Annotated in this window: 16 protein-coding genes; 12 read left to right on the forward strand and 4 right to left on the reverse strand. The window is 69.3% G+C overall.

The window, feature by feature from the left end; all coding sequences use genetic code 11:
* Positions 1-276 precede the first annotated feature (276 nt).
* Both QHF84_RS31045 and QHF84_RS31050 read left to right on the forward strand, forming a co-directional pair.
* Positions 277-4,272 (forward strand): MopE-related protein, encoded by a 3,996-nt coding sequence (locus QHF84_RS31045; RefSeq protein ID WP_281317092.1) that lies wholly within the window; start codon positions 277-279, stop codon positions 4,270-4,272.
* A complete protein-coding gene (locus QHF84_RS31050) occupies positions 4,272-7,049 on the forward strand; it encodes a MopE-related protein (protein ID WP_281317093.1) in 2,778 nt (925 codons plus the stop codon). Before QHF84_RS31045 ends, QHF84_RS31050 begins: the two co-directional genes overlap by 1 nt.
* A gap of 93 nt (positions 7,050-7,142) precedes the next feature.
* Here QHF84_RS31050 and QHF84_RS31055 read toward each other — a convergent pair whose 3' ends face one another.
* The gene (locus QHF84_RS31055; RefSeq protein ID WP_281317094.1) at positions 7,143-7,742 is read right to left on the reverse strand and encodes a hypothetical protein; all 600 of its coding nucleotides are present in this window, start codon (positions 7,740-7,742) and stop codon (positions 7,143-7,145) included.
* Between the two features lie 353 nt (positions 7,743-8,095).
* On the opposite strand from QHF84_RS31055, the gene QHF84_RS31060 reads away from it, so the two are divergent.
* Positions 8,096-9,736: a hypothetical protein gene (locus tag QHF84_RS31060; protein WP_281317095.1), complete on the forward strand. Its 1,641-nt coding sequence runs from the start codon at positions 8,096-8,098 to the stop codon at positions 9,734-9,736.
* On the opposite strand, the gene QHF84_RS31065 is transcribed toward QHF84_RS31060, so the two are convergent.
* Complete coding sequence (locus QHF84_RS31065; RefSeq protein ID WP_281317096.1) at positions 9,704-11,011, reverse strand: thymidine phosphorylase; 1,308 nt, start codon at positions 11,009-11,011, stop codon at positions 9,704-9,706. The two genes, QHF84_RS31060 and QHF84_RS31065, sit on opposite strands and share 33 nt — an antisense overlap.
* Before the next feature lie 91 nt (positions 11,012-11,102).
* On the opposite strand from QHF84_RS31065, the gene QHF84_RS31070 reads away from it, so the two are divergent.
* Both QHF84_RS31070 and QHF84_RS31075 read left to right on the forward strand, forming a co-directional pair.
* On the forward strand, positions 11,103-12,062 hold the full coding sequence (locus tag QHF84_RS31070) for a HAMP domain-containing sensor histidine kinase (protein WP_281317097.1): 960 nt from the start codon (positions 11,103-11,105) through the stop codon (positions 12,060-12,062).
* Positions 12,063-12,109: 47 nt separating this feature from the next.
* Positions 12,110-12,820, forward strand: a complete 711-nt coding sequence (locus tag QHF84_RS31075) for a response regulator transcription factor (RefSeq protein WP_281317098.1) — start codon at positions 12,110-12,112, stop codon at positions 12,818-12,820.
* 188 nt (positions 12,821-13,008) lie between these two features.
* Here the strand turns inward: QHF84_RS31075 and QHF84_RS31080 are convergent, their stop codons facing one another.
* Positions 13,009-13,449 carry a hypothetical protein gene (locus tag QHF84_RS31080; protein WP_281317099.1) on the reverse strand — a complete coding sequence of 147 codons (441 nt, stop codon included), beginning with the start codon at positions 13,447-13,449 and terminating at the stop codon, positions 13,009-13,011.
* 71 nt (positions 13,450-13,520) lie between these two features.
* Positions 13,521-13,991: a DUF3293 domain-containing protein gene (locus tag QHF84_RS31085; protein ID WP_272425296.1), complete on the reverse strand. Its 471-nt coding sequence runs from the start codon at positions 13,989-13,991 to the stop codon at positions 13,521-13,523.
* 139 nt (positions 13,992-14,130) lie between these two features.
* Between QHF84_RS31085 and QHF84_RS31090 the strand changes: the two genes are divergently transcribed.
* The 7 genes from QHF84_RS31090 to carA all read left to right on the forward strand — a co-directional run bounded on the left by QHF84_RS31090 (position 14,131) and on the right by carA (position 23,509).
* A complete protein-coding gene (locus tag QHF84_RS31090) occupies positions 14,131-15,102 on the forward strand; it encodes an ABC transporter ATP-binding protein (protein WP_281317100.1) in 972 nt (323 codons plus the stop codon).
* On the forward strand, positions 15,099-15,848 hold the full coding sequence (locus QHF84_RS31095) for an ABC transporter permease (protein WP_281317101.1): 750 nt from the start codon (positions 15,099-15,101) through the stop codon (positions 15,846-15,848). The genes QHF84_RS31090 and QHF84_RS31095 overlap by 4 nt, the downstream gene beginning before the upstream one ends.
* Positions 15,845-17,518 carry a GldG family protein gene (locus tag QHF84_RS31100; protein ID WP_281317102.1) on the forward strand — a complete coding sequence of 558 codons (1,674 nt, stop codon included), beginning with the start codon at positions 15,845-15,847 and terminating at the stop codon, positions 17,516-17,518. Before QHF84_RS31095 ends, QHF84_RS31100 begins: the two co-directional genes overlap by 4 nt.
* Positions 17,515-19,779 (forward strand): DUF4340 domain-containing protein, encoded by a 2,265-nt coding sequence (locus QHF84_RS31105; protein ID WP_281317103.1) that lies wholly within the window; start codon positions 17,515-17,517, stop codon positions 19,777-19,779. The genes QHF84_RS31100 and QHF84_RS31105 overlap by 4 nt, the downstream gene beginning before the upstream one ends.
* Before the next feature lie 213 nt (positions 19,780-19,992).
* On the forward strand, positions 19,993-20,871 hold the full coding sequence (locus QHF84_RS31110) for a S8 family serine peptidase (protein ID WP_281317104.1): 879 nt from the start codon (positions 19,993-19,995) through the stop codon (positions 20,869-20,871).
* Between the two features lie 170 nt (positions 20,872-21,041).
* The gene (locus QHF84_RS31115) at positions 21,042-22,382 is read left to right on the forward strand and encodes a dihydroorotase (protein WP_281317105.1); all 1,341 of its coding nucleotides are present in this window, start codon (positions 21,042-21,044) and stop codon (positions 22,380-22,382) included.
* On the forward strand, positions 22,379-23,509 hold the full coding sequence (gene carA / locus QHF84_RS31120) for a glutamine-hydrolyzing carbamoyl-phosphate synthase small subunit (RefSeq protein WP_281317106.1): 1,131 nt from the start codon (positions 22,379-22,381) through the stop codon (positions 23,507-23,509). The genes QHF84_RS31115 and carA overlap by 4 nt, the downstream gene beginning before the upstream one ends.
* Positions 23,510-23,526 lie beyond the last annotated feature (17 nt).

Raw genomic sequence — 23,526 nt, forward strand, 5'->3', positions numbered from 1 at the left:
TACCCCGCTGAAATCACAGCGGAAAACGCCCCCTTGTCCGTCCCGATCAAGAGAGTTTACGCCTCGCACGAACTCTTGTAGGGTGAACGAGCATCATCTTCCCGGCTCTCGGGATCAGACGGAGCATCGTCCGATCGCCCGGTGCCGGGCGTGATGGAAACCCGTACGTCGAGGCAAACTCCTTTTGCAAAATTCGCGTTCGTCCCGTTCCTACTTTCCTTCGGCCGACACGCGTCGCTGCATGACGAGGTCGGGCCGGGGCTGGATCACGAGAACATGAACAGGACCTTCTTCTCCCGTGGCATTGGCCGTCGCAAGCTTGGTATCGCGTCGGTCCTTTCTGGTGCGGCCCTCATGGCCGCCGCGTCGCTCACGGCGCCGCGCGCCTCCGCAGAGGAGGCTGCGTGCCTGAGCGCGGATCCGAAAGACTGGCCTTCGTCCGCGAAGCCGTACTTCATGATCCTCTTCGACACCTCGGGGTCGATGACGGGCGGCGTCCCGAACAACCTGAACCCCGTGCCCGACTCGTGCGGCTTCGGGAGCACACGCATCACCCACGCCAAGTGTGCGCTGCGGAAGATGTTCTACGCGTTCGGCGGGCAGGTGAACTTCGGGCTCGCCGCGTTCCTGCGCGGCACGGCGACGGGCTGCACGGCCACCTGCGCCGACGTCGGCGGCGGCGAGGGAGAAGGAAACGGCACCTGCCAGTGGGGGGGGTTCTCGGCCGGCTGCGGGGTGGAGGTGGACACGTCGGCCCCGAACTCCGCGGATCGTCGCGGCGCCGAGATTCTCGTCCCGATGCAGCTCGACAACTTCTACCTGCCGCCGCTCGAGGACTCGAACGTCCCGGAGCTGCTCAAGTGGGTCGACAATAACTGCGCGCCGCACCCGACGCGGCCGCTCAGCTACGAGCTCTGGGCCGAAGGGGGCACGCCGCTGAACGGCATCCTGCGCGACGCCTACCGCTACCTCTCGGACCAATGGATCCGGCCGACCACCAACAACCCGACGTTCCAGTCGCCGATCGCGCTGTCGGGCGAGCGCGCCTGCCGCACGATCAACACGATCCTCGTCACGGACGGTACGGAGTCGTGTGACGTGGCCGCCGACGCGGTCGACGCGGCCGCTGATCTTCTCACGGGCTTCGACCGAGGTGGGATCCACTGGTCGGTCAAGACGCACGTCATCGATTTCGGCAGCGCGAACCCGATCAACGACACGATCGCGGCGGCCGGCGGTACGGGAACGGCAAAGGCGGCGACGAACGAGACGCAGCTCTCCACGGCGCTCGCGAACATCGTCGCCTCCGCCATCAAGCCCGAGACCTGCGACAACGCCGATAACAACTGCAACGGCTGCACGGACGAGGGCTTCGCCCATTACTGCAACCAGGGGCAGACCTGCTGCAACTGGTCGACGGCGGCCCAGCGCGCGACGTGCATGTCGACGTTCCAGAGCACGATCACCATGGCGAACCCGGGCGGCGACCTGACGAAGCTGCCCTGTACGACGCCCACGCAGGCGACGCAGCCCGCCAACTGGCTCTGCTACAACCCCAAGGAGAGCTGCGACAACGTCGACAACAACTGCGATCCGGGGCCCGCGTTCGACGGCGACGCGGCGAACACGATCGACGAAAACGTGACGAAGTGCGGCAGCCCCGCGCATTGCCCCAAGGCGGAGACCTGCAACAGCCAGGACGACGACTGCGACGGGCAAACGGACGAGGGCGGCGTGTGTATCATGCCGTGCGTCCCCTCGCCCGAGATCTGCGACGGCTGCGACAACGATTGTGACGGCGTCGCGGACAACGGCGCCCCGAGCGCGGCGTGTGGCCAAACCACCCCGGCGAACTGCGCCGGCACGCTGACGTGCAAGGCGGCGCAACCCGTGGCGCTCCCCGGCGCTTGCGTGGCGAACGGCGGGTTCAACGCCTGCACGAACAATCCGCAGGTCGAGACCTGCGACGGCCAGGACAACGATTGCGACGGCACGATCGACGACGGCGTGCCGGCCGCGCAGTGCGTGCCCGTCGGCACGCCGTCGAACCTGAACTACGGCCCGAACAGCCAGTGCAAGCGGGGCTTGCAGCCCTGCAATGGCACGTGCCAGGGCTTCATCGGGCCGAGCGCGGAGATCTGCGACGGCATCGACAACGATTGCGACGGCACCGTCGACGAGAGCCCGTTCGGCGTCGGAACGCCCTGCGGCACCAACCAGTCGCCGTGCGTGCCCGGCACTACGGCCTGCGTCAATGGCGCGCTCGTCTGTCAGGGCGGCGTGCAGCCGGGTCCCGAGGTCTGCGACGGCAAGGACAACGATTGCGACGGCACCGTCGACGAGACGCCGCTCGCGGACGCGCCGACCGGCGGCAACAACGGCTGCTGGACCGAGCCGGGCAATTGCTGCACGTTCGGAAACCTCACGTGGTGCCCGCCCGCCGGCGGCACCTGCAATGGCACGGGCACGCTCACGGCGCCGTGCAACACGGGCAAGCTCGTCTGTCAGGGCCTGCAAAAGTGGGTCTGCTCGAACCCGAAGCCCCCGACCCCGGAGGTCTGCGACGGGCTCGACAACAACTGCAATGGCATGCTCGACGACGGCAACCTGCCGCAGGTCGGCACGACGTGCGGCACCGATCAGGGCGAGTGCGCGACGGGCACGCTCGCCTGCACGGCCGGCGTGCTCGATTGCGCGAACGACGTCGGCCCGGTGTCCGAGATCTGCGACGGCAAGGACAACGATTGCGACGGCGTGAACGACAACGGCATCCCCTCGGGCGGCCCGTGCGTGCCTGCGTACGACACCGCGCTGTATCCCGGGGATCGCACGGCCTCGCCGTGCACGCCGGGTGAGTTCCTCTGCAATGGCGCGGCCGGCGTGGAGTGCCTCGGCGGCGTCACGCCGCAGCCCGAGGTCTGCGACGGCATCGACAACGACTGCGACGGCACGGTCGACGAGAGCGGCCCCGGGCCGGACGGCGTCGACGGCTCGATGAACCCGCAGCCCACGCCCGCCGGCAGCATCGGCCAGGCGTGCGGTGTGGAGACGGGCGAGTGCAAGCAGGGCACGTACACCTGCCTGAACGGCGGGTTCGTCTGCACGGGCGAGGTCACGCCGGTCCTCGAGGTCTGCGATTGCAACGACAATGACTGCGACGGCCAGAGCGACAACCCCAACAACGGCATTCCGCTGTGCAGCACCGGCAAGGAGTGCGTCAAGGGGAGCGCGGGCATCTGCCAGTGCGCGAGCGCCTGCAACCCCGGCAAGGAGTATCCGTGCCCGCCCGGCCAGCAGTGCCAGCAGGTGACGGAGAGCTCGACGGGGGAGAACCTCGGCTTCTACTGCGTGTCGGAGCCCTGCACCGATTGCGAGCTGAAGACGGTCAAGGACGCGAACGGCAACGTGCTCTGCGCGCCCGCCGATACGCCGGCCGACGCGAATTGCTACAAGCCGCCCGTGTGCACCTGCAAGGGCCAGGCGGGCTGCAAGGAGCCGTGCGACGGCGTGAGCTGCGGCGCCGGCCAGGTCTGCGCGAACTACGGCCCGAACGCAGGCAAGTGCGTGGTGGACAACTGCTACAACGTGCCTTGCCCCGGCTGCAACAAGGTCTGCAATCTCGGCTCGTGCATCGACAACCCCTGCCAGCCGGATAGCTGCCAGCCCGGCGAGATCTGCAAGCCGAGCGCCGATTACACCACGTTCACGTGCGTCTCGACCTGCGCGAACGTGGATTGCCCGGCGGGTCAGGTCTGCCAGGGCGGCGCGTGCGTGGCCGCCTGCAGCCCGAATTGCGGCCCCGATCAATACTGCGATCTCAGCCAGACCCCGCCGACGTGCGTCCAGAACCAGTGCGCCGGCCCCTGCGCGAGCGGCGGCTGCTGCAACCCGGTCACGGGCGCCTGCGGCAACTGCCCCTGCGAAGGCGTGGTTTGCCCCGAGGGGCAGGTTTGCCAGAATGATTGCCCGCCGGGCGTCGCTTGCAGCCGAGGTGAATGCGTCGAGCCCATGGGCGGGCCGGGTTCCACCTCGAGCTCGAGCGGCTCGGGCGGCGCGGGTGGAGACGGCGGCATGGCCGGCGCAGGCCCTGGTGCCGGCGGCTCGGCCGGCGCGCAGGACAATGGCGTCTGGGGCCTCGCGACGGGCGGCGGCGGTTGCGCTTGCTCCACGGCCGGCGATTCGCGCTCCCCGGCCGGCTGGCTCGCACTCCTCGGTTTGCCCTTGGCCTTCCTCCGCCGGCGTCGGTCGGCGCGCAACGTGGAGGTTGCGTGATGAGCTTCTCTTCCAGACTCGGATGGCTCGCGGCCGCGGCGGGGCTCGCCCTCGCCGCGGGCTCCGCGGGATGCACCACCGAAGCATTCTGCTTCGACGATTGTGATAGCGGCTCGGCCACGGGTACCTCCAGCTCCTCCGGCACCGGCGGTACGGGCGGCGAAGGTGGATGCCTCTTCGGCTGCGGCGGCACGGGCGGCACGGCCGGCGAAGGCGGCGGCGGCGGCTGCGTGCCGTCCGACAGCGGCGTCGAGGAGTGCAACGGCAAGGACGACGACTGCAATGGCACGGTCGACGACCTTTCCGATTGGAGCACGCCCGAGGCCTGCGGCACCTGCGCAAACAATTGCTATCAGGTCCTGCTCAACACCGACCCCGACACCATCGCCTGCACCCCGAGCGCGGATCCGGGCAAGACCGACGGCATTTGCACCGGCCAGTGCGCGCTCGATTATTACGATCTCGATCCGGACGCGCCGGGCTGCGAGTATTACTGCGTCTCCGGCGGCGCGGACGACTCGCTCTGCAACAACAAGGACGACGACTGCGACGGCATCAAGGACGAGGACGTCGACCTCTGCACCAGCACCACCGATTGCGGCAAGTGCGGGCGCACCTGCGTCGTCCTCCACGGCACCCCGGCCTGCCAGAGCAACGCCGAGCCGGGGCAGGCCTGCAACGACGGCAACACGCAATGCGTGATCCAGTCGTGCGAGCCTGGGTTCTATGATCTCGACGGCTCGTATGCCACGGGCTGCGAGTACCAGTGCAACATCACGAACAATGGCGTCGAGATCTGCGGCGACAGCCTCGACAATGATTGCGACGGCAAGATCGACGACGCCGACGATCTCTCGGGCGACGCGCAGCTCGGCGTGGATTGCTACGGCGATCCGAACGGCGAGTGCGCCACGCCCGCGCACCTCGGCAAGACCATTTGCCAGGGCAACAAGATCGTCTGCGCCGGGCCCAACGTCCTCGTCGAGAACCAGAACCCCGAGCTCTGCAACAGCCTCGACGACGATTGCGACGGCATCGTCGACGACAGCCCGACCGACGCCGGCAAGGCCTGCGGCGTCAGCAACATCTTCCCCTGCGCCTACGGCACGCAGCAATGCCAGAACGGCGCGCTCGTCTGCGTCGGCAACATCGATCCCAAGACGGAGATGTGCGACGGCGAGGACAACGATTGCGACGGCCAGATCGACAAGACGAACGGCAGCCCGCCGTCCGACTCCGTCGGCGCTTGCAACGTCCCGCCGAACCCGCCCGCGGGCTCGACGACGCCTTGCAAGGCCGGCCAGAAGGCCTGCGTCGGCGGCGCCATCGTCTGCCAGAACTCCGTCACGCCCGCGCCGGGCACGCAGGACGGCTGCAACATCGACGCGAACTGCGACGGCGCGCTGACGAACCAGCCCGACAAGCAGACCGACGTCAACAACTGCGGCATGTGTGGCAAGAGCTGCTACACGGGCGCGGTCCACTCCACGTGGTCCTGCGTCGCCGGCGCTTGCCAGTTCCAGGGCTGCGAACCGGGATATTACGATCTCAACAACGACAAGCAGTGCGAGTACGACTGCGACTTCATCTCGGCGCAGGAGACTTGCAACGGCCTCGACGACGATTGCGACGGCCAGATCGACGAGAACGTCATCGCCCCCTCGCCCACGCAGGTCTGCGGCGTCAGCCCCTCCGCCGTCAAGCCCGAGTGCACGAGCCAGGTCAACGTCGCCTGCGTGATGGGCGCCTGGAAATGCACCTTCCCGGCCGGCGTCTGCACCGGGGCCGCCCCGAACTACTGCACCGGCACCCCCGAGCTCTGCGACTCCCTCGACAACGATTGCGACGGTGTCCAGAACGAGAACGTCGCCAACTGGAACAAGCCCTGCAACTCCGACGACGGCCTGCCGCCGCCCGGACACGGCGCCTGCCGCACGCCTGGCACCTTCATCTGTGACGGCACCATGGCCGTCAAATGCAGCGCCACGCCGGCAAACTGCAGCAGCTTGCCCGGCGGCTGCGAAGAGAAGTGCGACGGCCTCGACAACGATTGCGACGGCATCGCCGACGAGCCTTACAGCAACAAGGGCAGCAACGCGACGTATTACGTCAAGCCCGTCGCCACGAAGATCGGCTCGCAAAACAAGTGGATCATGGCCTTCGAGGCCAGCCGCCCGAACGCGACCGCCGTCGTCCCCGGCACCGGCAACGGCTTCTGGACCAGCGCTCCCACGGGCTCCACGCTCGACAAGACCCCGGCGTGCTCGGTCCAGGGGAAGATCCCCTGGTTCAACGTCACCCCGCGTGAGGTCGAGCAGGTCTGCGCCGCGGCCGGCGGCACCGTCTGCAGCACGGCCGATTGGCAGGCCGCCGCGCGGAATACCACCCCGGATTTTTGCCTCTGGGGTTATGCGCCGCTCTCCGCGTGCAAGACCGGGTACGTGGCGGGCACGAAGTTCTGCAACCTCGGCTTCTCGTACGACTTCTCGCCGGATGCCGGCATTCAGAACGGTTTGCTCGTGACCGGTGACACGGTGAACCTGAAGAACTGCTTCGTCGATTGGACGGGACAAACCAATCCCCAGATCTACGACATGACCGGTAACCTCCGCGAGATCACGAAGTCCGCGACGAACACGTACCCGCTGCTCGGCGGCGCCTTCAATACGCAGGCCGAGTCGGGCGCGCAGTCGGACTTCACGTTCTACACCGTCGATCAGAACTTCCAGTTCTTCGACACCGGCTTCCGCTGCTGCTTCGCCTCGAACCCCGGCTGACGGAACCTCCAACGAAAAAGCCCACGCTCCCGAAACCCGGGACGCGTGGGCTTTTTCATTCGGGGCCACGATGACGTGGCCCCTGGGCTGCGATCACCAGGGGCGATCGCGCATCGTCTGCTTGTACTTTTCCTTGTAAAGATCGTGGCACTTCTTGCAGGAGGCCTTCGCGCCGTCGATGTCGCCGGCCTTCGCCTTGGCCACGCCATCGTTCGAGATCGCCGTCCAGCTCCCCATTCCGGGCGGCGGCTTGCCCGCGATGTAGGCCAGGCCATTCGCGATCTTCTGCGCGTCGCCGCTCGACGTCGCCGAGGCCATGACCGTCTTCATCCAGCCCTGCATCGGGCAGGGTTTCTGCCCCTTGCCGCCGCAATCGAACGTCTTCGGGCCGGCCGCCGCGCTGGCCGCGGGCGCCGCAGAGCCGGCGGCGGGGGCCGCGGACGCCGCAGCCGCGGCGGACCCCTCGGGCTCCACGGGGGCGGACGCGGCGCTGTTCTCGGGCTTGGGGGCCTCGGCGCTCGGCGCGGGGGCCGCTGACGCGACCGGGGCCGCGGAGGCCGCAGGCTGCGTGTCCGCCGCGGCCGCGCTGGGCTTCGCCTCGGGCGAGGCGCCTTCGTTCTTCGCCTCACCACCGCCGCAGCCGACGGCACCCGCGAGCGCCACAATCGCCGCGAACCGCACTCCCTGTCTCATCCTGCTCTCCTTACATGGTGGCGAAGATCGACCTTTCTCGGCGATCCTCGCATTCCTACTCGCCCGGCCCATGGTCCGGCCGCGCGGGGCAAGTTGCCCCGGCATTCGACTTTGATCCGTATCCACGGCCTGATGGCAAGACAAAAAAAGTGCCGATGTCTGCTCCCTCGCCGGTCCGTCCCTCTCCCCTCCGCCCTGCGGCTGCTCCTCCCGACGTTCCCAAGCTGCTTTTCACGCGCGGAGGCCGATATCCGCAGGCGATCGCGTGGTTCGGAGCCCGATCGTTCTGGGGGCACCTCTGGCACCTCGCGGCGAGCGTCATCGCGACGGAAGACATCGACAGTCGCGCATGGATGCGACCGAGCACAGCCGACACACTGACGCGCAAGGCCGCGGCCGTGCTGGGCGGTCGCGAGGGCAAAGAGACGCTCACCGAGGCGCTCGATCGCGACGTCTGGATCGATTTCCTCGCCGACACGGGCGATTGCGTGTCCGTGAGCCAGGAGGTCGCGCGTCTCGTGTTCGAGACGTACGAGGTCGAAGCTCCGGACAAACCCGGCGAGACGCTGGTTCTGCCGCGCGGGGACATCCTGCTGTTCGGCGGGGACACGGCATATCCGGTGGCGACGGAGCTCGAGATCCACAACCGGGTGATCGTGCCGTTCTCGCGGGTGCTCGAGGAGGTTCGCGACGGCAAACCCCGGGTGCTCCTGGGCGTCCCGGGAAATCACGATTGGTACGCGGGGCTCGACGGCTTCGGGCGCATGTTCCGGGAGCGGCGCGGGACCGTGGATCTCGTGGGGAGATCGGCGCCGAACGAGGTCGTGCGGTTCGCGCAGATCGGCCACTTCATCCAGTGGGTGGAGGCATTTCGCATCGGACGTTATGTGAGCAAACGATCGACGCTGCCGCTCGACGGGTACGTGCCGGTGCAGGACGCGAGTTACTTCGCGCTCCGGCTCGCGCCGGGGCTCGATCTGTGGGGCGCGGATCGGCAGCTCCGGGCGGTGGACTTCGAGCAACGCGCGTTCTTCGCGTCGCTACGAACGGAAAACCGCGGGCTCCTCTTGACCCTGGCGGATCCGGCATACGCGTTCCTGGAGCCGAACCCGGCGGGGCAACACATCGTCGACGCGCTGGATCTGCGGCTCGAAGACGACAGCGTGCTCGTGCTGACGGGCGACACGCACCACTACTGCCGCGAGCAGATCGGCAAGACGTGTCACGTGATCGCCGGCGGAGGCGGGGCGTTCTTGCATCCGGCGCGGATCATGCGGCAGGGCCTGCCCGAGCCGGCCGCGGAGTTCCCGGGGCCGAAGGCGTCGCTCGCGCTGGCGCTGCAGATCCCGTGGCAGATCGTGCACGGGCGGAGCGGCTTCCTGGTGCACCTCGCGGCCGCGCTGCTCTACCTGCCGGCGTTCACCGCGGTGCGATGGGGCGGCGCGCCGCCAATGGTGGGGTCGCTCGTGACGGCGGCGATCGCGGGCTTCGTGTGCCGGCTGCTCGGGGGCTTCCGGAACCGATCGATCGCGGTGTACCTGCTCGCGACGATCGCGGGGCTCATCGTCGGGTTCGTGCCGATGCTCGCGCGGATGACGTTCGCCGCGGCGGGTGGCCTCTTCCTCCACGCGGCGGATCTCTACGGCGCGCGGCCGTGGCTCGTGTTCGCGGCCTCGGTCTACGTCGCGACGCTCGTCTTCGGCGCGTACCTGACGGCGCTGACGGTCTTCGGGATCGAGCAACACCAGGCGTTCGCGGCGCTGGCGCACCCCGGGTACAAGCACTTCGTGCGGGTGCGCGTGCGCCGCGACGGCAGCGGCGCCGACGCGTGGGTGCTCGGCAAGGTGGATCCTCTGTCCACCTCGGATCCGGTGGTCCTCGTGGACCAGTTTTCCTGGACGAACGACGGCCTCTCAGCCGGCGCGCGCTCGATGATGCCGGCCTCCCTGATCACGCCGCCGTCAAGCGATGCGGCCCAGAAGCAGCGGCGGTGAGACCTCGGGCGCGGAGCTGACGCGGAAGGCGTTCTGGACACGATCCGCGACGGCCTCGGCCGCGGCCGCCGAGCGCACGTGGAGGCGCGCGAGGGGCTCGCCGCGACGAACGCCGACGCCGCGCGGCGCGAGGATCTCGATGCCGACGGCGTGATCGACCTTCTGATCGGCGCGGGTGCGGCCCGCACCCATGGCGACGGCGGCGAGGCCGATCTCGAGGGGATCGATCGCCGCGACGAAGCCGTCGGCGTCGGAGGGAACGAGGACGGTCTCCGGGGCACGCGGCAAGCGGAGCGGATCCTCGACGACCGCGGGATCGCCGCCCTGGGCCTCGATCATGCGCTCGAACACGCGCGCGCCGCGCCCGCTCGTGATCGCGTCGCGGAGTTTTTCGCGCGCGTCTTCCACCGTCGAGGCGGCGTCGCCGAGCACGAGCATCTCGGCGCCGAGGGCGAGCGTGCACTCGACGAGATCGTCCGGCCCGCCGCCGTGGAGGACCTCGATCGCCTCGCGCGTCTCGATGGCGTTGCCGACGGTGCGACCGAGGACGGTGCTCATGTCGGTCAGGAGCGCGACCACGCGCTTGCCGGCGGCCTTGCCCACGCGCACGAGGGCCTCGGCGAGGGCGCGGGCGTCGCGCTCGGTCTTCATGAACGCGCCGCGTCCGACCTTCACGTCGAGCACGAGCGCGTCGATGCCCTCGGCGAGCTTTTTCGAGAGGATGCTCGCGACGATGAGGGGGATCGACTCGACCGTGGCCGTGACGTCGCGCAGCGCGTAGATGCGTTTGTCCGCGGGCGCGATGCGGCCGGTTTGACCGATCATGCAAGCGCCGACGTCGCGCACGATGCGCGCGAACGCGTCCGTGTCGAGCGAGACGTTGAAGCCGGGGATGGCTTCGAGCTTGTCGAGCGTGCCGCCCGTGTGGCCGAGGCCGCGGCCGCTGACCATGGGCACGGGCACGCCCGAGGCCGCGACGAGGGGCGCGAGGCACAAGGAGACCTTGTCGCCGACGCCGCCGGTCGAGTGTTTGTCGACCTTGATGCCGGGGACGGAGGAGAGATCGAGGACGTCGCCGGAGTGGAGCATGGCGCGGGTGAGGGCCACGGTCTCCGCGTCGTCCATGCCGCGGAAGAAGATGGCCATGCAGAGCGCGCTCATCTGGTAGTCGGCGAGCTCGCCCGTCCCGAGGGCGCGGATGAGGCGCTCGATCTGGTCGTCCGAAAGGCGGCCGCCGTCGCGCTTCTTGGCGATGAGCTCTACCAGGGTCTCCACGGAGCGGAGCATACCTCAAAGCGGCCTCGCGGCGCGGGCCGCGTGCGCGGCGTCTCCCCAGGGCCTGGGACGCGCGCTACCTTTCGGCCGCATGAGCAGGGCACGCGACTTCACGACGCTCGGCTACCGGCGCATCGTCAAGCTGCTGGTCTCGCTCGTCATCGTCCCGTCTGTGCTTCTGTCGGCGGTCGGGGCGTCGCTCGTGGTGCTGGGCGAGGCGCGGTACAACATCCTCATCGGCATCCTCGTGCTCACGTTCTCGAGCGCGCTCGTGACGGGGGTGATCCTGGTGTGGGTGTTCTTGCGGCGGGAGCGTGATCTCTCGGAGCTGCAAGCCGACTTCGTGTCGAAGGTCTCGCACGAGCTCAGGACGCCGCTCACGTCGATCCGGATGTTCACCGAGACGCTGGTGCTCCGGCGCGGCGACAAGGAGAGCGAGGATCGATGCATCCAGGCGCTCAACAAGGAGAGCGCGCGGCTGCAACAGCTCATCGATCGGCTGCTCGACTGGGGGCGCATGCAGAGCGGGCGGCGCGTCTACGAGCTCGCCGAGCAGGACGTGGTGAAGGTCGTCGAGGAGGCGATCGCCGCGTTCGAACCGACGCGCGAGCAGCGGCACGTGGAGCTCTCGGTGAACTTCGAGCCGGACCTGCCGCGCGTGTGGTGCGACCACGGGGCGATCGTGATCTCGATCGTGAACCTGCTCTCGAACGCCTACAAGTACGGGGGGCAGCCGCGGAAGATCGAGCTCGCGGTGACGCGGAAGCTCGGCGAGGTGATGATCACGGTGCGCGACAACGGCAAGGGGATCGCGCGGCGCGAGCACAAGCGCATCTTCGAGAAATTTTACCGGGTCGATGATCTCCTTGCACGACAGCAAGAGGGGTCGGGGCTTGGTCTTGCGATCGTGCAACACGTGATGCGCGCGCATCGGGGCCGCGTGATCGTGGACAGCGAACCGGGTCGAGGCAGCGCGTTCACGCTGGTGCTGCCGATCCAGGCGAAGGTCCGGGTGTCGGAGCCGATGTCGAGTACGGGAGGGACGGCGTGAGCGTGGGAGCGGCAAGCGGCGCGGAACGTGATAGAGAGCCTGGATCGATGAACCGGGTCGGACAGGGCAGCGCGCGGCGCACGGTCCTCGTCGTGGAGGACGACGACAGCATCGCGATGGGGCTCGAGATGAACCTGTCGGCAGAGGGGTATCGCGTGCTCCTCGCGACCGACGGGGAGAGTGGCCTCGCGCTCGCGCGCGGGGGCGGGATCGACCTCTTGATCCTGGACGTGATGCTGCCGAAGCTGAACGGCTTCGAGCTCCTGCGGATGCTGCGCGCCGAGCGGTACACGATGCCGGTGATCATGCTGAGCGCGCGCGGTGCGGAGATGGACAAGGTGATGGGGCTCGAGCTCGGCGCCGAGGACTACATCACGAAGCCGTTCGGGCTCGCGGAGCTACTCGCGCGGGTGAAGGCGGTGCTCCGGCGCGACGCGATCGCGCGTGGCGACGACGCGGCCGCGATCCGAGCGGCGGACCTCGAGATCCATCCGTCGACGCGGGAGGTGCGGCGCGACGGCAAGCTCGTGGAGCTCACGGCGACGGAGTTCGACATCCTCTTTTGCCTGGTGAGCGCGGGCGGCCGCGTGCTCTCACGGGAGCAGCTCCAGGCGAAGGTGTGGGGGCCGAGCCATCACGGCACGCCGCGCACCGTGGACAACTTCATCCTTCAGCTACGAACGAAGCTCGAGGACAACCCGGCAAACCCCCGGCACCTCGTGACGGTGCGAGGCGTCGGCTACCGCTTCGTGGTCTGACGCGGCTCCACGAAGTCTCCGAGACAAACCCCCCAGTTCGAACGCGAAGCCGTAACGGAGCTCCGCGAAGTGGAGGCGAGCGGCGGGGGGTGTGGGGGGCAGAGGAAGGCCCGACGATTCTCCGCGCAGCGGAGAATCGGCTCAGGGCCGACCGGAGCCCCCCACCGTGACCAAGCCCCCCACCGTAATCAAGGCGCTTGGCAGAACTTGTTGATGCTGTCGACGAGCGGGTCTTCCTGCTTGACGGCCTTGTCGAGCGCGGCTTGGGCCGAGTTGATCTTCGCGAGATCCTTCGCCTCGGCGGCGGCGGCCATGTCGCGGGCGGCCTTGGCCACGTCCTTCGCCATCGTCTGGTACTCGGTCGAGTACTTCTTCAGGTCGGGGATCGTGAGCTCCACCTTGGCGGCGTCGGCGGCGACCTTGTCCATCGCGTCGGCCATGCTCTTGAGCTCGTTTGCCCCCGTCGGATCGGCGCCGCCCTTCGGGGTCTTGTTCAGGCTCTCGACGCCCTTGTTGATCACCTCGATGAGCTGGTTGCACTCGGTGATCTTCTTCTGGCCGCAGGCCGTGGCACCCACGAGCAGAGCGGCGCCCAGGATCGCGGCCGAGAACAGGGATTGATGACGCATCTTCGACTGTCTCCTGTGGAGGGATTGGCGTTCGGTGGCCGCTTTCTTCGAAGAGGCCGGAAACTTCGCAGTCACGAGCGTACCCGCCAGTTGCCGTGGAAGGTACGTCCCACGTCGTCGGCCGTCGGGTCGGTCACGATGATCTCGGGGCGACCGTTCTCCGCGTAGACGATGGTATTTTGTCGGAAGACGCGGCCGAACGCGATGGCCTCGTCGCGCTCCATGCCGTAGACGAGCCACGCGGGCTCGCGCCAGACACCTTCGGGCTCCGCCTCGGAGCCGACGCAGGGCTCGACGCGGTAGCAGCCGAGGATGAGCAGGTCGCGGAGCACGTGGTGGCGCTGCTCGTTCACCTTGCGGGGCAGGAGCATCGAACGCGGGTTGTAGGCCGTGAGCACGGCGAAACGCCGGTTCAGGAGCTCGGGCAGGGCCGAGTGATCCTGGACGATCTCGCCGTCGAGCGAGGCGCGCAGCGGCGCGCCGTGCGGGCCGGGAAACTCGTAGATCGTCGCGAGGTACGAACGGAGGAGCGCTTGGTCCATCGAGAGGTCTGACCGCTCCTACCAGAGTGGCGGCCCGCCCGCTACCAGGCCCTTCGCGTCACGAGCCGCGCCCGGCCTCCTCGTGAGCTTGCCCGCGCGTCTTTCCCTTCCTGGATGCTTGCGCTAAGCCCTGCCCGGGATGATCGAAGTGGAGCGCCTCTCCAAGTCGTACGGCGCCTTTCGCGCCGTGTCGGATGTGTCGTTTCACGTCGAGCGCGGCGAGGTCGTCGGTTTCCTCGGTCCGAACGGCGCGGGCAAGAGCACGACGCTGCGCATGCTGGCCGGCTTTCTCGGGCCGAGCGCGGGGCGGATCCGCATCGGCGGGCACGACATCGCCGAGGAGCCGCTGCTCGCGCGGGAGAAGCTCGGGTACATGCCCGAGACCTCGCCGCTGTATCCGGAGATGCGCGTCCGCGAGTACCTCGCCTTTCGCGCCGAGGTGAAGCGCGTGCCGCGGAGCGCGCGGGCCAAGGCGGTCGAGAGTGCCGCGGAGGAGGCGCGGGTCGACGATGTCGCGGATGTGCTCGTGCGGCATCTGTCGAAGGGCTACCGGCAGCGTGTCGGGCTCGCGGATGCGCTGCTCGGGGATCCGCCGGTGCTGATCCTCGACGAGCCCACGGCGGGGCTCGATCCGAACCAGATCCGCGAGGTGCGCGAGCTCGTGAGGCGGCGCGGCAAGGACCACGCGATCCTGATCTCGACGCACATCCTGTCGGAGGTCGAGGCGACGTGCTCGCGCGCGCTCGTGGTCGCGCGGGGCAAGCTCGTGGCGTCGGGGACGATCGAGGAGCTGCGCGAGATGCGAAGGGCGTCGGGGCTCCGGATCGTCGTGCGCGGCGACGCGGCGCGGGCGCTCGGGATCGTTCGCGCGCTTCCGGAGGTCGCGGAGGCCGAGGTGGATGCGGGGAACGCGCCGGCGGCGGATGCTTCGGCGCTCGTCGTCGAGTATCGGCGCGCCGAGGGCGGGGCCGAGGCGGCCGAGCGGGTCGTCGCGGCGCTCGCCTTTGCAGGGCTCGGGGTGCGTGAGGTCGTGCCGCGGGCCGCGACGCTCGAGCAGGTCTTCTCCGAGCTCACGCGGGGTGACGAGGACGCGGCCGAGGTGCAGGCGTGAGGGGGTTCTGGCCGATCTTCAAGCGCGAGCTCTTCGCGCTCTTCGTCACGCCGCTCGCCTGGGTGGTGATCACGTCGTTCCTGCTGCTGCAGGGCCTGCACTTCTTCCTGATCGTCGTGAACTTCGCGGCGGCGCCGGCGGAGTCGATCGGCGACAGCGGTCCGGTCCAGGCCTTCTTCGGCCAGACGATGCTGCTCTACGTTCCGCTCCTGCTCGTCTGCCCGCTGCTCACGATGCGGCTCTTCGCGGAGGAGCGACGCAGCGGCACGATCGAGACGCTGCTCACGGCGCCCGTGGGCACCGTGGGGGTGGTGCTCGCGAAGTATGCGGCCGCGGTGGCGACGTACGTCGTGATGTGGGCGCCGACAGCGCTCTACATCGTCATCCTCGCGCGGACGGGCGACGTCGACTGGCGGGTCGTGGGGACGAGTTACGTTTCGGTCTTCGCGATCGGCGCGGGTTACCTCGCGCTCGGCGTCATGACGAGCGCGCTCACGCAGAGCCAGCTCACGGCCGCGGTGCTCTCGGCGCTGGCGATCTCGGGGCTGTTCTTCTTCGGCTTCGCGGAGTTCATCGTGCCGGACGGGCCGGCGCACGATCTCGCGACGCACGTCTCCGTTTGGACACAAATGAACGACGCGTCGCGGGGACTGCTCGACTCGCGGCGGCTCGTGTTCGACGCGACCGTCGTGCTGCTGCCGCTCTTCGTCACGGTGCGCGCCGTCGAGGCGTGGAGGTGGGGATGAGCGAGGATCGCAAGCCGAAGAAAGGCAAGAAGGCGCCTCGGCCGGAAGCCACGAAGCCGAAGGGCGGAAAGCCCGCGGCCACGAAGGCGCCCGAGGCTCCGCGTGATCCCGCGCCCGAAGCGCCGGCCGGGACGAGCGCGGGGACGAAGCTCGGCGCGCTCGTCGGGCTCGTCGCGGCGATGGTGCTCGCGGTGCTCGTGAACGTGGTCGCGGCGCGGCACTACAAACGCTTCGATCTCACGAAGGGTGGGCTCTACACGTTGAGCCCGGCCACGGTGCAGACGCTTCATGCGCTCGGCGAGCCGATCCGCATCGACGTCCTCCTGCCCTCGGGTGATCCGCTCGCGCTCTCGATCCGGCACCTGCTCGAGGCCTACCGCAGCGAGACGACGCGCCTCGAAGTGCACTTCACCGATCCCGATCGGCACGCGGCCGAGTTCGTCGCGGTGCAACGCAAGTACGACGAGCGCGTCGTCGACGGTCGGGTGGTGACGGACGCGGCGATCGTCGTCGCGCGAGGCGACCGCGTGCAGTTCATCGCGCCGCGGGATCTCGTCGAGGTCGAGGACGAGAACGACGTGCGCGCACGGCCACGCCTCGAGCAGGCCCTCACCGCAGCGATCCGCGCGGTCGTGAGCACGGATCGGCCGAAGATCTGCTTCACGACGGGGCACGAAGAGAAGTCGATCGAGACGGGCGGCAGTGGCCTCGCGCCGCTGCGCGAGCGGCTCGAAAAGAACGGGAACGAGGTCGTGACCGTCGACGCTCGCGAGAAGGCCGACGACAAGGAGAAGGCGCGCGCGCCGTTCGCCGGTTGTCGCGTCGTCGTGGTCGCGGGGCCGTCGCTGCGTTTTTCCGAGGCGGAGACGAAGAAGCTCGAAGGGTTCGTCGAGCAGGGCGGGAACGTCCTCGTCGCGGCCTCGCCCGTGCCAGACGAGGGGGACCAGAAATACCTCGATCTCGGCCTCGATCCGCTGCTCGATCGCTTCGGCATCGCGCTCTCGCGGGACTTCGTGTTCGAGACCGATCCGCGCCTGCGCGCCGTGCGCGGATACGGCGAGACGTTCCTTCCGATCGCCAAGCCGCATCCGATCACCGAGGGCCTGATCCGCGCCGAGCAGTCGGGCCTCGGCGCGGTCATGACCGTGGCGAGCTCGCTCCAGAAGACGGGCAAGGGCGCCGCCGCGGTGTCGCCCTTGCTGGAGACGAGCGAGGACGCCTTCGGCATGATCGACTTCTTCACGTGGGCGAAAAATCCTTCGGATCCCGCGCCGAACGACGTGGATCACAAGGGACCGCTCACGGTCTCGTTCGCCGCCGAGTTGCCCAAGAGGCCGGGCGCCGAGCGCGGCGCGCGGTTCGTGGCCATCGGATCGGCGAGCCCGATGATGGGCGAGAACTGGCAGAGCGACGAGCTGCGCGGCACGGCGATCTTCGTCGAGAGCGCGATCGCCTGGCTCTCCTCGGCGCCCGTGCCGCTCGACATCCCGAACAAGCCCGCGTTCACCGCGGGCCTGCGCATGAGCGAGGACTCGCTCGCCTCGATCTTCCGCTACGTCGTGGTGTTCATCCCGCTCGCGTCGGTGCTCACCGGGATCGCCGTGCATCTCCGGAGGCGCGCGACGGAGCGGCGCGGGACCCGCAAGGAGAAGGAGCGCGCGCCCGAATGAGCTTCGCGAAGCTCGCGAAGAAACACGCGACCACGCTCGTCCTCTGCGCCTTGGCGGTCGGCGCGGGCGCCTATGTGTTCGTGGTGGATCGCGGCTCGGTCACGACCGAGGAGGCCGAGCAGCGGAAGAAGAACGTGGTGCTCGCGTGGAGGCCGGACGAGATCAGCGAGGTCGTGGTCGAGCAAGGCGCGTCCTCCGCGAAGCTCACGCGCACGCCGCCCGACGCGCTCGGGCAGCGCTTCTGGGAGGTGACGATCGGGGGCGAGCGTTTCCCCGCGGAGGCGCAGGTCGTCGATCAACTCCTCGGCACGCTGGAGTTCGCCACGCACGAGCGCGTGCTCGCGCCGGACAGCGTGGATCGCGCGGCGAGTGGCCTCGATGCGCCACGCGCGCGCCTCGTCGTGACCGCGCCGGGACGGAGCATCTCGATCGCGATCGGAGGGCCCGCACCGACGCCGGCAGGCGCTGCGATCATCGAGGTTCACGAAGGGGAGCGGACCTCGTTCCAGGTGATCACGAAGGAACTCGTCACCGCGCTCGCGATCGATCCGAGCACGCTCCGATCGCGCGACATCCTCCCCTACCCCCCCGGCGACGTCGCGCGGTTCGAATTCGAAGGACCGGACGGAAAGTTCGCGCTCGCGCGCCCCACGGACGGCGGCGACGCGCTGCGGCTCGATGCTCCCGCGAAGGCAGCGGATCGACGCGCCTCCCGCGCCGCCACCGATGAGCTGGAAGGCATTCTCTCCCGCATGCGGGCCGAGGTTTTCCTCTCGGACGAAGCCGCGCGCCGCGCGTCCACGCCCATCGTGACCCTCACGATGATCCCGAAGGACGGGTCGAAGCCCAAGGGCACCCTCGTCCTCGGTGGCCCCTGTCCGGACAACCCCGACCTCGTCGTCGCCCTGCAAACGGAGCCCGCCAGCGCTGCGGCTTGCGTCGCAAAGATTCACCTCGCGCTTTCGAAGCCCGAGAGCACGTTCGTGGATCGCGCCGCGTTCTTCGCGACGATCGACGAGATCCACGAGATCACCCTGACCGCCGGAGACCAACGGATCGAGCTCGCGCGCAAGGGCACGGGCTTTCACGAGCGCGCCCCCGAGGATCGCGACATCGAGGGCGACACCGGTCGCCTCTTCCTCGAGTCGCTGCTCGCCCTCCGCGCGGAGGACTTTCTCGCGGCGGACGATCGCGCCTCGCTCGGCCTCGATCCGCCGCAAGGCAAGGTGCGCATCGTCTCGGTCTTGCCCTCGCGCAGCCCCGACGGCGGCGACGACGATCGGATCGAAGAGCTGCTCGTCGGCAAGCCCCAGGGCAACATCGTCCCCGTGCTGCGCACCTCCGACGGCGCCGTCCTCGCGATCCCCGCCGATCGAGCGCGCGCGCTCTTCCCGAGCAAGATCACGCTGCGCAGCCCCACCGTGATCGACGCGCCGGAGACGAGCCTGCGCGCGGTGCGCATCACCGAGGGCGATCGCGTGCAGCACCTCGAACGCACGCCCGAGGGAAGCTTTGCGCTCAAAGAACCACACGGCAAGAACCTCGCAGCCGATCTCGGCTTCGGCACGGAGCTCGCCACGTCGCTGCTCCCGTTGCGCGTCGAGCGTTTCGTCGCCGAGCGCGACGATGGATCCTTCGGCCTGGCGAACCCGCGCATCGTGATCGAAGCCGATCTCGGCGCGGGCAAAGATGCGGGCGCGCGCACCGTGCGCCTGCTCATCGGCGCGCCCACGACGGGCGGCTCCTTCGCACGCCTCGACGGTGACGATGCCGTCTTCGTGATCGATCCGAAGCTCGAGGCCGCCGCCGGAAAATGGCTGCTCGATCGATCCATCTTCGCCCTCGACGTGGCCGAGATCCTGAAGGTCACCATCACCCCTTCGGACAAACGCAAACCGAGCCTCGTCCTCGATCGCGCGGGAGACGTGCTGCGCATCCAGGGTGACGAGGCCGCGACCGCAAAGGCCGCCGCGATCCGCGACGCCCTCGCCGACCTCGTCCCCGAAGGCGCCGTGAGCGTCGGCCCGCCGCGCAAAGAAGAGGGCCTCGATCCGCCCGCCGTCGTGATCACCATCGAGCGCAGGGGCCTCGATCCCGACGCGCCCGCGACCGTCGATCCGCAGCGCACCCTGCGCATTTCGCTCGGCGCCGGCGATACGTTCCGCGGGACGAACATCAGCTACGCGAGGCGCGACGGCGTCGACGCCACCTACGCCATCGCGCAAGCCAAGACGCGCGCCTTGCTCGACGCCGCTCGCTGACACTCTGCCGCGACAGCGCGATCTTCCGAAGAAGACGGAAATCCCCCGAGGTGCGTCGCGACCGATGACGAGAGTCCGAAGCACTGTTCGGACGCCCGCCCGGCCACGGCGCTCGAAAAAATCGCGGCCTCCCCGCGCGGCCCTGGATCCCCGCGAACAAGAAAGCTCGAGGGTGGACCCCTGCGAAGAAAAGAAGGTAGACTCCGTCAGCCCATGTCCACCGACCCGCGATCCAACCTGGCCGGCCTCGCCGCGCTTCAGGCTGAAACCCTCGGAAGCCCCGACGTCTGCGTCGCCGTCCTCGATGGCCCGGTCGATCTCGCGCACCCGGCCTTCCGCGGCGCGAACGTCACGGCCCTCGAGATGCCGGTGTCCAGCGACGAGGCGGCCGACCGCACGCACGGCACCCACGTCACGAGCCTCGTGTTCGGTCAGCTGGGCGGCCCCGCGCCGGGGATCGCTCCGAAGGCGAAGGGCATCGTCGTGCCCGTGCACAACTTCCGCCCCGAGACCAGCGCGCCCGCCGGCAACCCGCCCGATCTCGCGAAGGGCATCCGCGACGCGATCGCCGCCGGCGCCCACGTCATCACGATGCACGGCGGCGCGCTCTCGCCGGACGCGGGCATGCTCGACGCGCTCGCGAAGGCGCTCGCCCGCGCCGCCGAGCGCAACGTGCTCGTCGTCGTGGCCGCGGAAGGCGACGGCAACGAGCACTTCCACGTGCCCACGGCCGCCTCCACGGTGCTCGCCGTCGCGGCCGAGGACGCGGAAGGCAAGCTGCTCGACTTCGGCATGTGGGGCCCGACCTACCGCGACAGCGGCATCGTCGCGCCAGGCGAGGGCCTCATCGGCGCGGCTCCCGGCGGGGGAACCGTCGCGCAGAGCGGCGCGACCTTCGCCGCCGCGATGGTGGCCGGCATCGCTGCGCTCCTCCTCAGCGTGCAGATCACGCGCGGAAAGCAGGCGGATGCACGCGCGGTCCGCGCCGCGCTGCTCCAGAGCGCCACGCCCCTCTCGATGGCCCAGAGCGAGCGAGGCAAGGGCGTCCTCCGCGGCCGCCTCGACGTCGCCGCCGCCCTCAAGCTCATTTGACCTCAAAGTAACGGCGCACCGACGGGGGTTCATCCCCGCCACGCTTTCCGATTTCCCCGACGGACGAGCCGGCGCCGCCTTTCCCCGAGAGCAACGCGATCGAGCAAGCCCCGTGGGCGCGCTCGCTGCTTTGCGAGCCCCCTCCGCGCAAAAATGCTAGAGGGCGGGCGATGCTCGGTCCCCAGAGAAAGGACGGCCTGCTCGTCATCGCCTCCGTGCGCGCGGTCGATCCCGGCGCGAACCTCGACGCGATCGTGGACATCGTCGTCGAGGGCGGAACCATCACGCGTATCGGCGCGGGCGCCGCGACGAAGGAGATCCTCGCCTCCGAGCGAGCGCGCGTGATCTCCGGCGAAGGCCTCCTCTGCGTCCCGGCCTTCGTGGATCTGCACGCGCACCTGCGCGAGCCGGGCCAAGAGTACAAGGAAGACATCGCGTCGGGCCTCGCTGCGGCGGCCGCGGGCGGCTTCGCGCACGTCTGCGCCATGCCGAACACGCGCCCCGTCAACGACACGCGCAGCATCACGGAGGCGATGATCGCGAAGGCACGCTCGATCGAGGGCCCCGCGTTGCACCCGATCGGCGCGATCACCCTCGGCCAGAAGGGCGCCGAGCTCGTCGAGATGGCCGACCTCAAGGACGCGGGCGCCGTCGCCGTCTCCGACGACGGCCGCTGCGTCACGTCGAGCGCCGTCATGCGCCGCGCCCTCGAGTACGCCGCGAACTTCGACCTCCCCGTCATCCAGCACGCCGAGGATCACGCGCTCACGGAGGGCGCGCTCATGCATGAGGGCGCCGTCTCCACGCGGCTCGGCCTGCGCGGCTGGCCCCGCGTCGCCGAGGACATCATCGTCGCCCGGGACGTGTTGCTTGCCGAAGTCACGGGTGCGAAATACCACGTCGCCCACGTCTCCTCGCGCGGCGCCGTCCGCATCATCCGCGAGGCCAAGGCCCGCGGCATCCGCGTCACCGCCGAGGTCACGCCGCACCACCTCACGCTCACGGACGCCTCGGTGATCGGCTACGACACCGCCTGCAAGGTGAACCCGCCGCTGCGCGAGCCGGAGGACGTCGCCGCGCTCTGCGAGGCCCTCGCCGACGGCACGATCGACTGCGTGGCCACCGACCACGCGCCGCACTCCTCGCTGGAGAAGGACTGCGAGTTCGCCGAGGCCTCGCCCGGCATGATCGGCCTCGAGCTCGTGGTCCCGCTGCTGCTCGCCCGCGTGCGCGAAGGCGCGCTCCCGCTCGCGCGCCTGATCGACGCGCTCACGGCCGCGCCGGCGCGCATCGTGGGCCTCTCGGCGCCGACCTTGCGCGAGGGCGCGCTCGCCGAGCTTTGCCTCGTGAACCCCGAAAAGCGCTGGAGCGTGGATCCGGCGCGCCTCCGGTCGAAGAGCAAGAACACTCCTTTCCTCGGCAAGTCCGTCACGGGCTCGGTCGAGCTCACCATGGCTGCGGGCCGCGTCGTGCACGACGTATGGGCCCAGGGAGAAGTACAAGCACGATGAGCGGCGAGCGCGCGTATCTCTGCCTCGCGGACGGCACCACGTTCGAGGGCGTCGCCTGGGGCGCGCCCGGGATCGCCACGGGCGAGGTCGTCTTCACGACGGGCATGACCGGCTACCAAGAGGTCCTCACGGATCCCTCGTACTGCGGGCAGATCGTCACGATGACGGCCCCGCAGATCGGCAACACGGGCATCAATCGCGACGACGACGAGAGCACGACGGGCGCGCCGCACGTCGCGGGTTTCCTCGTGCGCGACCTCTCCCCCGTCGCCGCGAACTTCCGCGCGAGCGAGACGCTCGACGCCTACCTCGCGCGGCACGGCATCGTGGCCCTCGCGGGCATCGACACGCGCCTGCTCACGCGCACGCTCCGCGATCGCGGATCGCAGAACGGCGCGATCGGCAAGGCCTCGCCGGAAGAGCTCATCCGCCGCGCCCGCGAAGCACCGTCGATGGAAGGCCTCGACCTCGCCCAGCGCGTCACGCCCAAGGAGCCCTACGTCTGGACCGAAGGCTCGGGCGCGTTCGGCACGAAGGTCCCCGGCGCGCACGCCGCGAACAAGCACGTCGTCTGCGTCGACCTCGGCATCAAGCGCAACATCCTGCGCTCGCTCGTCGACGTCGGCTGCCGCGTCACCGTCGTGCCTGCGAAGACGACCGCCGCCGAGATCCTCGACCTCGCGCCCGACGGCGTCTTCGTCTCGAACGGCCCCGGCGATCCGGCCGCCGTCTCCTACGCGATCGACACCGTGCGCGGGCTCGTTGGGAAAAAGCCGCTCTTCGGCATCTGCCTCGGCCACCAGATCCTCGCGCTCGCGATGGGCGGCCGCACCTACAAGCTCAAGTTCGGCCACCGCGGCATCAACCAGCCGGTCAAGGACCTCGACACCGGCCGCATCGAGATCACCACGCAGAACCACGGGTTCGCGGTCGACCTCGCCTCCCTCGAGGGCAAGGCGCGCACGACGCACGTCCACCTCAACGACGGCACGAGCGAGGGCCTCGATCTCCCCGGCCTCTCGGCCTTCTCGGTCCAGTACCACCCCGAGGCCGCCGCCGGCCCCCACGACGCGCTCTACCTCTTCGAGCGCTTCGTCCGCCGCATGGAGGAAGCCGCCCGCTCCTGAGCGAGCGCCCTCCCACG

The sequence above is a fragment of the Polyangium sp. y55x31 genome, assembly GCF_029946505.1.
Classification (GTDB): Bacteria; Myxococcota_A; Polyangia; order Polyangiales; family Polyangiaceae; genus Polyangium.